The 10,676-nt window shown below is 72.2% G+C and carries 10 protein-coding genes; 2 read left to right on the top strand and 8 right to left on the bottom strand.

What is annotated here, in order from left to right; genetic code table 11:
- Nucleotides 1–1,077, bottom strand: a 1,077-nt coding sequence (mshC, locus tag DI269_RS16160) for a cysteine--1-D-myo-inosityl 2-amino-2-deoxy-alpha-D-glucopyranoside ligase (protein ID WP_112137603.1), incomplete at its 3' end; no start/stop codon positions are given.
- A 117-nt stretch (nucleotides 1,078–1,194) separates the two neighbouring features.
- Here mshC and DI269_RS16155 point away from each other — a divergent pair.
- Nucleotides 1,195–2,169, top strand: a complete 975-nt coding sequence (locus tag DI269_RS16155; protein WP_112137601.1) for an aldo/keto reductase — start codon at nucleotides 1,195–1,197, stop codon at nucleotides 2,167–2,169.
- A gap of 35 nt (nucleotides 2,170–2,204) precedes the next feature.
- Here DI269_RS16155 and DI269_RS16150 read toward each other — a convergent pair whose 3' ends face one another.
- Nucleotides 2,205–2,687: a VOC family protein gene (locus DI269_RS16150; RefSeq protein WP_112137599.1), complete on the bottom strand. Its 483-nt coding sequence runs from the start codon at nucleotides 2,685–2,687 to the stop codon at nucleotides 2,205–2,207.
- Nucleotides 2,688–2,759: 72 nt separating this feature from the next.
- On the opposite strand from DI269_RS16150, the gene DI269_RS16145 reads away from it, so the two are divergent.
- Nucleotides 2,760–3,596: an AraC family transcriptional regulator gene (locus DI269_RS16145; RefSeq protein WP_112137597.1), complete on the top strand. Its 837-nt coding sequence runs from the start codon at nucleotides 2,760–2,762 to the stop codon at nucleotides 3,594–3,596.
- Here the strand turns inward: DI269_RS16145 and abc-f are convergent.
- The 6 genes from abc-f to DI269_RS16115 all read right to left on the bottom strand — a co-directional run.
- On the bottom strand, nucleotides 3,580–5,202 hold the full coding sequence (gene abc-f / locus DI269_RS16140; RefSeq protein ID WP_198667475.1) for a ribosomal protection-like ABC-F family protein: 1,623 nt from the start codon (nucleotides 5,200–5,202) through the stop codon (nucleotides 3,580–3,582). The two genes, DI269_RS16145 and abc-f, sit on opposite strands and share 17 nt — an antisense overlap.
- 77 nt (nucleotides 5,203–5,279) lie before the next feature.
- Complete coding sequence (locus tag DI269_RS16135) at nucleotides 5,280–6,602, bottom strand: M20/M25/M40 family metallo-hydrolase (RefSeq protein WP_112137595.1); 1,323 nt, start codon at nucleotides 6,600–6,602, stop codon at nucleotides 5,280–5,282.
- An 85-nt stretch (nucleotides 6,603–6,687) separates the two neighbouring features.
- On the bottom strand, nucleotides 6,688–7,878 hold the full coding sequence (locus DI269_RS16130; RefSeq protein WP_112137593.1) for a cation:proton antiporter: 1,191 nt from the start codon (nucleotides 7,876–7,878) through the stop codon (nucleotides 6,688–6,690).
- The gene (locus tag DI269_RS16125; RefSeq protein WP_112137591.1) at nucleotides 7,878–8,363 is read right to left on the bottom strand and encodes a cation:proton antiporter regulatory subunit; all 486 of its coding nucleotides are present in this window, start codon (nucleotides 8,361–8,363) and stop codon (nucleotides 7,878–7,880) included. Before DI269_RS16125 ends, DI269_RS16130 begins: the two co-directional genes overlap by 1 nt.
- 139 nt (nucleotides 8,364–8,502) lie before the next feature.
- Nucleotides 8,503–9,504 (bottom strand): serine hydrolase, encoded by a 1,002-nt coding sequence (locus DI269_RS16120; protein ID WP_112137589.1) that lies wholly within the window; start codon nucleotides 9,502–9,504, stop codon nucleotides 8,503–8,505.
- Between the two features lie 85 nt (nucleotides 9,505–9,589).
- Nucleotides 9,590–10,676: glutamate mutase L (locus DI269_RS16115; RefSeq protein ID WP_112137587.1), on the bottom strand; the 1,087-nt coding region annotated here is incomplete at its 5' end.

Below are 10,676 nucleotides of genomic sequence, written 5' to 3'. Positions count from 1 at the left end.
GGTGAGGACGGCCCCGGCGGGGACGGCGAGCTCGCGGGCGGCGGCCTCGCGCCAGCGGCCCAGGCGCAGCTCGGCCTCGGCGAGGGCGGCGGCGCTCCACTGCCGGTCGGAGCGGTAGTGGCTGGCCATGAGGGCCAGGCGGACCGCGGCGGGGTCGACGCCCTCGGCGCGGAGCTTGGAGACGAACACGAGGTTGCCCAGGGACTTCGACATCTTCTCGCCGTCGAGGCCGATCATGCCGGTGTGGACGTACGCGTTCGCGAAGGGCCGCTTGCCGGTCAGGGTCTGGGCGTGGGAGGCGGACATCTCGTGGTGGGGGTAGATCAGGTCCGATCCGCCGCCCTGGACGTCGATCTGCTCGCCGAGGTAGTCCAGGGCGATGCACGCGCACTCGATGTGCCAGCCGGGGCGACCGGGGCCGGCCTCGGTGTCCCAGGACGGCTCGCCGTCGCGGGGGGCGTTCCACAGGACCGGGTCGAGGGGGTCCCGCTTGCCTTCGCGATCGGGGTCGCCGCCGCGCTCGCGGGCGTAGGAGACCATCGTCGCGCGGTCGTAGTTCGACTCCTCGCCGAAGGCCGGGTCGGACCCGACGGCGTAGTAGACGTCGCCGGACTCGTGCCGGTAGGCGGCGTCGGAGTCGAGGAGCCGGGCGACAGCCTTGCCGACCGAGGGGATGGACTCGACGGCGCCGATGTAGTGGCGGGGCGGGAGGACCGCGAGGGCCTCCATGTCCTCGCGGTAGAGCGCGGTCTCGCGCAGGCCGAGGACCTGCCAGTCGGTGCCGTCGCGCTCGGCGCGCTCGAAGAGGGGTTCGTCGACGTCGGTGACGTTCTGGGCGTAGTGCACGTCCAGGCCCTGGTCGAGCCAGTACCGGTGCACCAGGTCGAAGGTGATCATGGTGGCGGCGTGGCCCAGGTGCGTCGCGTCGTAGGGGGTGATGCCGCACACGTACATGCTCGCGCGGTCGGCGTCGGGGGCGACCGTCTCGCGCGGGCCCGCGCTCGCGGTGTCGTGCAGGCGCAGGGCGGGGCCGTGGCCGGGCAGGGCGGGTACGTGCGGTGCGGTCCAGGATTCCATGCCCGCGATCTTATTTCGGAAACCGGCCGGGCGGCCAGCGCGTACGCGAACCCGGCCGCGGCCTCAAGCGCACCTGAGGCTTTCCCGCGAAACACCTTCGCTGTACCTTGTGAACCCATGGAACGCCGACCACTTGGACGCAGCGGCATCGAGGTCTCCTCCCTCGGCCTGGGGACCATGACATGGACCACCGACGAAGCGGGCCTTGAGGACGCGGCCGCGCAGCTTCAGACGTTCGTGGAGGCCGGCGGCACGCTCGTGGACACCGCCGACGTGTTCGGGCAGGGCATGGCCGAGGCGGCGATCGGGCAGCTCATCGGGAAGGTGGCCGCGCGCTCGGAGCTGCACATCGCCACGAAGGCGGGTGTGCGCACGGACGGCGCCCCGCGCAAGCGGGACACCTCGCGCGGGTGGCTGATGCGGTCGCTCGAAGGGTCGCTGCGGCGGCTGGGGACCGATTACATCGACCTGTGGATCCTGCACGTCTACGACCCGGACACGCCGCTTGAGGAGACGATGTCGGTCCTCGACGGGGCGGTCGCCAGCGGGAAGGTCCGGTACGTGGGGCTGTCGAACCACACGGGGTGGCAGACGGCGCGGGCGTACGCGTGGCAGTCGGCGTGGCCGGGGCGGACGCCGATCGTGGCGAGCCAGGTCGAGTACTCGCTGCTCCAGCGCGGGGTCGAGCGGGAGGTGCTGCCGGCGTGCCTGGCGATGGAGCTGGGGGTGCTGGCGTGGTCGCCGCTGGGCCGGGGCGTGCTGACGGGCAAGTACCGGTTCGGGCGGCCCGCCGATTCGCGGGCGGTGTCGGCGCAGTGGGCGCGGTTCGCGGGCGCGTATCTGGACGAGCGGTCGGCCGGGATCGTGGAGGCGTGCGCGACGGCGGCCGAGGGGCTCGGGGTGAGCCCCTTGGAGGTGGCGCTGGCGTGGGTGCGGGACCAGCCGGGCGTGGCCTCGGCGATCGTGGGCGCGCGGAACGCGACGCAGCTGCGGGCGTCGCTGGCGGCCGAGCAGCTGTTCCTGCCCCCGGAGATCCGCCTGGCGTTGGACGACGTGTCGGCCCCGACCGTGGGGTACCCCGAGAGTTATTGAGCCGCAGGCGGTTCCTCCGCCTGCGGCCCGGGTGGCTACTCCTGGTTGCCCATGGAGGCGAGCCATTCGTCGACGCGGCGCTCGCCTTCTTCGCGGGAGACGTCCTCGACGCGGGTCATGATCGACCAGCGGCGCCCGAACGGGTCGGCGATGGAGGCGTACCGGTCGCCGGTGAGGAACACGGCGGGCTCCTCGCGGACGGTGGCGCCGGCCTCGACGGCCTTGGCGTAGACCGCGTCGCAGTCCTCGACGTAGAGGACCAGGGAGGCGGTGATGTTCTCGGGGTCGGGCTCGGCCATGCCCCAGACCGGGTTGACGTCGCCGAGCTGGATGATCGAGTTCCCGATCTGGATCTCGCAGTGCGCGATGGTCCCGTCGGGCATGTCGTTGCGGGTCAGGACCTGCGCGCCGAAGACCTCCCGGTAGAACTCGACGGCCTTGGCGCCGTCCTTGACGACGATGAACGGCGTGACGGAGTGGTAGCCGTCGGGGATCGGGTTGACCTTTGATTCGCTCATAAGGCCAGTCTCGTCCGGTCCGAGGGCGGTCGCTTGTAAAAAAGCGACGGACCCCGGCGCTATCTTCGGGGCATGACTGGACCGACCGCGAGCGACAAGGGCCTCCTGCGGCCGCAGGAGGCGGCACGGCACATCGACCTGCGCAGATACCCGGTGTCGGGGCCGCTGGGGACGTGGGTGGAGCGGTTCTGGGCGGTGCACTGGGACCTGCCGGAGGGGTCCTCGTACGAGTCGGTGGTGGTCCCCCACCCGTGCGTGAACCTCAGCTTCATGCCGATGCTCGGCGCCGAGGTCCACGGGCCGGGCCTGGCGGTGTCGCGCCATCCGCTGACGGGCCGCGGGCGCGTGTTCGGGGTGAAGTTCCGGCCCGGCGGGTTCACCGCGTTCACCGGAATCGAGGCGGCCGCGGTCGCGGACTGGGTCGCGGGGGCGGCGACGGTGTTCGGCCCCGCGGTCGACGAACTGAACGACGTGGTGATGGGCGGCGGTGACGAGGCGGCCGTGGAGGCCGTCTCGCGGTTCCTGGCGGCGCGGTCACCGGCCGGGCCCGACGAGCGGTACGGGGAGCTGCTGCGGATCGTCACGGCGATGCTGGAGGACCGGTCGATCACGCGCGTCGACCAGGTCGCCTCGCGGTTCTTCATGTCGCAGAAGGCGATTCAGCGCCTGTTCCAGGCATACATCGGGCTCGGCCCGAAGGCGCTCATCTGCCGCTACCGCCTCCACGACGCGGCCGACCGCCTCGCGGCCGATCCCGGCGCGGACCTGGCCCGCCTCGCCGCCGAGCTCGGCTGGTCGGACCAGGCCCACTTCACGCACGACTTCAAGGACCTCACCGGGTTCCCGCCGTCCGAGTACGCCGCTCAATGCGCTACGGCTGCAAGGGAACTCGTCATGGCGCATCGATGATCGCGCCGGAGTCCATCTCCAGGCGGCGGCCCACGAAGGAGGCGCGGAGCCTGCGGTCGTGGCTGACCAGGACCACCGTGCCGGTGTAGGCGGCGAGGGCGGCCTGGAGCTCCTCGGCGAGGACCGGGGAGAGGTGGTTGGTCGGCTCGTCCAAGAGCAGGACGTCGACCGGGCGGGAGACGAGCCTGGCGAGTTCGAGGCGGCGGCGCTGGCCGGTGGACAGGGCCGCGACCTGGGTGCCGAACTGCTCGGGTGCGAACAGCCCCAAGGCGTACAGGGCTTCGGCGTGCTCTTCGAGCGTGCCGACGCGGCCCGCGGCGAAGGCCCGGAGCACGGAGGTGCGGCCCGAGCCGGGGCCGGCGAGCTGGCGCAGGTGGCCGATCGCGCCGGTGCGCTCGGCCGCGCCCTCGTCGGGTTCGAGTTCGTCGGCGAGGACCCGCATGAGCGTGGTCTTGCCTGCGCCGTTGGGTCCGGTGACGAGGACGCGCTCGCCGCGCGCGATCGTCAGCTCGGGGACGTTGAGGCGGTCGCCGACGCGGATGCCCTTGAGCCGCAGGGCGGGCGCTTCGGACTCGGCGGTGGCGACCGCGATGTCGGGGGCGAACCGGAGCGGTTCGGGCGGGGGCGCGACGGGGTCGGCGTGCAGGCGTTCGAGCCGCCGCTTGGCGATCTTGATGCGGCTGGACGCGCCGTGGTCGCGGTTGCGGGCCCGGAACGCCCCGGTGGACATGTTCGCCATGGGGAGCTTGCGCGGGATCGCGCCGGCGCGGCCGGCGTTGTGGTCGACGATGCCCTCCTGGCGTTCGACCTCGGTGCTCCACTTCTCGTAGGCGGCCTGGGCCTGCTGGCGTTCGGTCGCCTTCGCGGTGAGGTAGCCGGCGTAGCCGTTGCCGTAGCGGCGGGCCTTGCGGTCGGCGACCTCGATCATGGTGGTGGTGACGGCCTCCAGGAACGCCCGGTCGTGGGTGACGACCACGACGGTGCCGGACCAGTCGCGCAGCTCGGCTTCGAGCCAGGCGGCGGCCGCGTCGTCGAGGTCGTTGGACGGCTCGTCGAGCAGCAGCAGCGCCGGTTTCGACGCGAGGGTCGCGGCCAGCATGAGGCGCGAGCGCTCCCCGCCCGAGAGGGTCCCGAGCGATCGGGTGCGGTCGAGTCCGGGCAGGCCGAGCGCGGCCAGGGCGAGGTCGACGCGGAGGTCGGCGTCCCAGCCGTCGCGGGATTCGAAGCGCGCCAAGAGGTCGGCGTACGCGTCGGCGGCCTTCGGGTCGTCGGCGAGGGCGCGTTCGGTGGCGCGCATGGCGGCCTCGATCTCGCGCAGGTCGGCCAGCGCGAGGTCGATCGCGTCGGCGACGGTGCGGTCCTCGGGCAGGTCGAGCTGCTGGGGCAGGTAGCCGACGCCGCCCGGGGAGGTGACGGTGAGTTCGCCGTTGTCGGGTTCCTCGGTCTTGGCGAGGAGCCGGAGCAGGGTGGACTTGCCGGAGCCGTTGTCGCCGACGACGCCGAGGCGCTCGCCCGGTTTGACGGCGAAGCCGATGCGGTCGAGGACGAGGTTGTCGCCGTAGCGCCGGGTGACGTCGACGAGGGTCAGGTGGACGTGGCGGAGCACGGGGCCTCCAGAGAGCGGGGTCCGGGGCGGTGTCCACCGCCCCGGACCCCGGGATTCGCTTCTAGGACTTGGAGATGCTATGCCTTTGAAATGAAGCGGTCCATCGCGTCGACGCCGAACTGGAGGCCCGAGAGCGGGACGCGCTCGTCGATGCCGTGGAACAGGGCGGTGAAGTCGAGGTCGGCGGGGAGCTTCAGGGGCGCGAAGCCGAAGCAGCGGATGCCGAGGGTCGCGAAGGCCTTGGCGTCGGTGCCGCCCGAGAGCATGTACGGGACGGTGCGGGCGCCGGGGTCGGCGAGGCGGATGGCCTCGGCCATGGCGTCGACGAGCGCGCCGTCGAAGGAGGTCTCGTAGCCGGGCTGGCGGATCTCGTACTCGAAGTCGATGCCGGCGCCGGCGAGTTCCTTGAGGGTCGCTTCGAGCTCGTCGTTGCGGCCCGGGAGGGAGCGGCAGTCGATGACGGCCTCGGCGGTCGAGGGGATGACGTTGGTCTTGTACCCGGCGTTGAGGCGGGTCGGGTTCGCGGTGTTGCGGAGGGTCGCGCCGACGAGGCGGGCGATCGGGCCGAGTTTGGCGACGGCCTCGTCGGGGTTCGACGGGTCGAACTCGACGCCGGTGAGCTCGGAGACCGACTCCAGGAACTGGCGGACCGTGGGGGTCATCTCGACGGGGAAGTCGTGCTGGCCGATGTTGGCGACCGCGCGGGTGAGGCGGGTGACGGCGTTGTCGTCGTGAAGCATCGAGCCGTGGCCGGGGCGGCCGGTGGCGCGCAGGCGGAGCCAGTCGAGGCCCTTCTCGGCGGTCTGGACCACGTAGACGCGCAGGTCGTTGGGGAGGGTCATGGAGAAGCCGCCGACCTCGCCGACCGCTTCGGTGACGCCTTCGAAGACCTCGGGGTGCTGCTCGACCATGAAGCGGGCGCCGTAGTCGGAGCCGGCCTCCTCGTCGGCGGTGAAGAGGAGGACGAGGTCGCGCGGGGGGACCTTGCCGGTGCGCTTCCAGTCGCGCACGAGCGCGAGGAGCATGGCGTCGAAGTCCTTCATGTCGACCGCGCCGCGGCCGAAGAGGTAGCCGTCCTTGATCTCGCCGCTGAAGGGGTGGACGGACCATTCGCTGGCCTCGGCGGGGACGACGTCGAGGTGGCCGTGGAGGAGGAGCGCCCCGCGGGAGGGGTCGGCGCCGGGGAAGCGGCAGGCGACGGAGGCGCGGCCGGGGGCCGACTCGTAGATCTTGGGTTCGAGGCCGACCTCGGCGAGCTTCTCGGCCACGTACTCGGCGGCGGCGCGCTCGCCCTTCGCGGTCGCGTTGTCGCCGGTGTTCGTCGTGTCGATGCGGATCAGGTCGCGCGCGATGTCGACGACTTCGTCCTCGGGGCGGGGCGGGTTCGCGGTTTCAGCCATCCTTGAGTTCTATCAAGCCCGCATAACGGTCCGCACTGTGCGGTGACGGGAGTCGCAATGGCCACTCCCGCCACCGGAAGGTGCGTCAGACGGCGGCTTGCGCGAGGCGCTTGGCGCGGGCCTTCTTGCGGCGCTTGGCGACGATCGGGCCCGCGAGGCGCGGGGCGATCGGGCCGAGGGCCGCGAGGATGAGGACGTACGCGGCGGCGACGGTGCCCAGCTGCGAGTCGAGTCCGGCCGCGACGCCGAGGCCGGCGATGACGATCGAGAACTCGCCGCGCGGCAGGAGCACGAGCCCGGCCCGGAGCTTGCCCGTGAAGGCCGAACCGCTTCTGCCCGCGGCCCACCACCCCGTGGCGAACTTCGTGGCGATCGTGACGACCGCGAGCGCGATGGCGATCGGCAGGACCGGCGGCAGCGCCGTCGGGTCGGTCTCCAGGCCGAAGTTGACGAAGAAGATCGCCGCGAACAGGTTCTTCAGCGGTTCGAGGGTCTCCTCGGCCTGGCGCGAGACCTCGCCGGACAGGGCCATGCCGACGATGAACGCGCCGACCGCGGCCGAGACGTGCACCTGCTCGGCGAGGCCGGCGACGACCAGGACGATGCCCATGACCTTGAGCAGCAGGATCTCGTCGTTCGGGGAGGCGAGGAAGCGCGAGAGCAGGTGCCCGCACTTGGAGGCGACCACGAACGCGCCCGCGACGGCGACGAGCGCGATCCCCAGGCCCCAGGAGGCCTGCGCGAACGCGAGGCCGGCCAGGAGCGTGGTGAGGATCGGCAGGTAGAGGGCCATCACCAGGTCCTCGGCGACCAGGAGCGCGAGGACCGTGGGGGTCTCGCGGTTGCCGAGCCAGCCGAGGTCGGACAGGACCTTCGCGATGATGCCCGAGGAGGACACGTACGTGACGCCGCCGAAGACGACGGCCGCGACGGGGCCCCAGCCGAGGATGAGCGCGCACGCGACGCCGGGGGCGGCGTTGAGCACGAGGTCGACCACGGCGCCGGTCCAAGAGGTCTTCATCGTCCCGAGCAGCTCGCGCGGGGTGTATTCGAGGCCCAGTGTGAACAGCAGGAGGACGACGCCGACCTCGGCGCCGACGTCGAGGAAGCCGGTGATCGCGTGCATCTCGTAGATGCCGCCGTGCCCGAAGGCGAGCCCGGCGAGGAGGTAGAGCGGGATGGCGGAAATGCCGGCCTTGCCGGCGAAGGCTCCGAGGAGCCCGAGGGCTCCGATCAGGAGGCCGAGTTCAAGGAGGAGCTCGACGGTTCCGTGCATTACTCGATGCCCTGGAGGATCTTGTCCACGCCGTCGACGGCCTCCTGCGTCCCGATGGTGACGAGGCGGTCGCCCACGTGCAGGATCGCCGAGGGCGGCGGGCCGGTCTCGACGCCGTCGGTGCGGACGATCGCGACGATCGAGGCGCCGGTGCGGGTGCGGGCACGGGTGTCGCCGAGCGGGCGCTCGGCGTACGGGCTGGTCGCGCCGACCTTCAACTGCCGCGAGACGAGGTTGTCGATCTCGTGGTGGAGGCGGTTGAGCTTCTCGACGATGCGGGCGCCGCCGAGCAGTTCGCCGATCGCGGCCGACTCGTCGGCGGAGAAGACGATGCAGTCGAGCATCGAATCGGGATCGTCGGGGTCGTAGATGATGAAGTCGCGGCGGCCTTCACGGTGGGCGACGATCCCGAGTCGGACATGCCGTTTCGTCTCGAATTCGAACCGCACTCCGATACCGGGCAGCTCGGTGCGCTCCACGTCCACTGCTGATCACTCCTCTTGTGTGGGATACGCACCGAACCGTACATCACCGGCTGAACCGGAGGACTCCGCATGCGTACAGGTGCAGGTCCCGGACATGCGGAACCGCCCGGCGCGGGGCGCCGGGCGGTTCGCGGAACGGCTAGAGGCCGCCGGTGGCGCCCTCGGACTCCTGGGCGTTCAGGGTGGTGAACGCGCTCTCGGCGCCGAGGCCGGCGCTGTTGGCGATGTCGAAGAACTTGCGGCCCATCTTGGCGTGGGCCTGGACGGCCGGGTGCGTCGCCCCGTAGTTGTCCCAGTGGTCCTCGAACTGGGCCATGAAGGAGTAGACGAGGACGGGCGCGCCGTCGGTGCCGAAGACGACGCCGGACTCGTTGCGGTTGGCGTCGTCGGCGCCGTACTTCATGGCGATGCGGGAGCGCTCGGCCGAGGACATCTCGCGGCGGAACCCGTCGTGGTAGCCGGACAGGCCCGACAGGACGCCCAGGAAGAACCGGGTCGAGGACTCCGAGAGGAGCTCGCCGAGGGCGAGGCGGTGCAGGAGGTCGGCGGACTCGGCGGTCGTGGTGTCGCCGAGCCACATGCGGTTGGGGTTGGCGGGGTTGGGGATCACGCGGGTGTCGGTGAAGCCCTTGGCGGCGAGGGTCTCGTTGATCTCGGCGGGCGGGCAGACCAGGCCGCACAGCCGCACCGAGGTGTTGTCGGAGACCAGGAGCATCGCGACCAGGACGTTCGCGACGGTGATCTCGTCGCCGTAGGCGGTCTGGTGGAAGTAGAACCCGGAGCCGGTGAGGATGATGTCCGCGGTCAGCGTGATGCGGTCGTCCAGGGCGAGCTCGCCGCGGTCGATCTTGTCGAGCACCGCGAGCGCGATGCCGAGCTTGTTCATGCTCGCGGCGGTCTGGACGCTGGTGGACGCCTGGTCGACCGCGGTGACGGGGGTGTCGCCGTTGAGGAGGGTGACAGTGCCCTGCCAGGTGCCCCCGGCCTTGGCGGTCTCGCGGTCCCAGATCCGCTTGATCGCGGTGGCCGCGCCCTGTGCGTCGGTCGCGGAGGTCTCGGCGTGGGCCGTCCCGGCGGTGCCGAGGACGGTCCCGGCGGCGGTGAGGCCGGCGCCGAGCTTGATCGCGTTGCGTCGCTGCATGTCTGCCTTTCGATGGGTCGCATGGGTTGTCGAAGGTTCCCGACAGTAGACGCGCGTCGAAGGGTCTCCGGTTGCCCGCGGGTCCTCAGAGGTCGGCGAGCAGGCTCGCGGCCAGGTCGCGGCGGCCCTCGGCCGCGAGGAGCCCCGCGGGGGCGAGGCGGTAGTCCGCGTCGACGGTGAAGCGGGCGTCCTTGGGGGGCCGCACGCCGCCGGAGGTGTCGCCGCCGACGGCCTCCCGGAGCCATTGGGCCGCATCGGGATCGCGCCGCAGGATGCCGCCGGAGCCGACGACGAGGTCGATCGCGGCGAGGTCCTTGCCGCCGCGCAGCGGCTCGGTGGGGCCGCCGATGCGCTCGCCGCGGGCGTGGCGGCGCACCGCGACCCGGGCCGCGAGCGCGGACAGCTCCCGGTCGAAGGCCCGTTCGCGGTCGGTCTCGGCGCGGAGGCCGGGGTCGGCGCCCCTCCTGCGGGCGGCGTCGGGGAGGTCCCAGTCGGTCGGGAGGTCCTCCTCGTCGGCGGCCTCGGCGATGCCGACGGCGGTGTGGCGGACCCCGAGGTCGCCTTCCACTGTCCTTGAGCGCCAGGCGGTCCCGGCGACCTCGGCGCGCGGGCCCTGGAGTTCGGCGTCGGGAGTGAGGACGGAGTAGACGTCGGTGGTGGCGCCGCCGACGTCGACGACGAGGAGGTCGCCGGTGCGCTCGGCCAGGAGTTCCACGCCGGTGAGGACGGCGTCAGGCGTGGCGGCCTTGACCATGCGGGTGAAGTCGGCGCTGGCGGAGAGGTGCTTGCCGGCGATGACGTGGCGCAGGAAGACCTCGCGGAGCGCGGTCCGGGCCGGGACGGGGTTGAGCGAGCCGATGCGCGGCAGGACGTTGCCGACCGCGGTGACCGGGATGCCCGCGGCTTCCAGGAGCGCGGTCACCTCGGTGGCGGCGGAGGCGTTGCCCGCCAGGACGACCGGGGTGCGGATCCCTGAGTCGGCGAGGTCTTCGGCGTGGGCGCGCAGGGCGGTCTCGTCGCCGCCGTCGGTGCCTCCGGCCAGGAGGATCACGTCGGGGCGGGCGGCGGCGAGGGCCGCGAAGTCGCCGACGCCCAGGTGCCCGGCGCGGACGTCCACGACGCGGGCGCCGGCGCTGAGCCCGGCCCGGTAGGCCGCGCGGGCGGTCACGAGC

Source organism: Glycomyces dulcitolivorans (assembly GCF_003265355.1).
GTDB lineage: Bacteria > Actinomycetota > Actinomycetes > Mycobacteriales > Micromonosporaceae > Glycomyces > Glycomyces dulcitolivorans.
Note: the sequence above shows the minus strand (reverse complement) of the source record. Positions and strands in the feature narration are given on the sequence as shown.

Bases quoted from the DNA above. Each gene is read 5' to 3' on its own strand.
- DI269_RS16155 (WP_112137601.1), top strand. From the start codon at position 1,195: ATGGAACGCCGACCACTTGGACGCAGCGGCATCGAGGTCTCCTCCCTC.
- DI269_RS16150 (WP_112137599.1), bottom strand. From the start codon at position 2,687: ATGAGCGAATCAAAGGTCAACCCGATCCCCGACGGCTACCACTCCGTC.
- DI269_RS16145 (WP_112137597.1), top strand. From the start codon at position 2,760: ATGACTGGACCGACCGCGAGCGACAAGGGCCTCCTGCGGCCGCAGGAG.
- DI269_RS16135 (WP_112137595.1), bottom strand. From the start codon at position 6,602: ATGGCTGAAACCGCGAACCCGCCCCGCCCCGAGGACGAAGTCGTCGAC.
- DI269_RS16130 (WP_112137593.1), bottom strand. From the start codon at position 7,878: ATGCACGGAACCGTCGAGCTCCTCCTTGAACTCGGCCTCCTGATCGGA.
- DI269_RS16120 (WP_112137589.1), bottom strand. From the start codon at position 9,504: ATGCAGCGACGCAACGCGATCAAGCTCGGCGCCGGCCTCACCGCCGCC.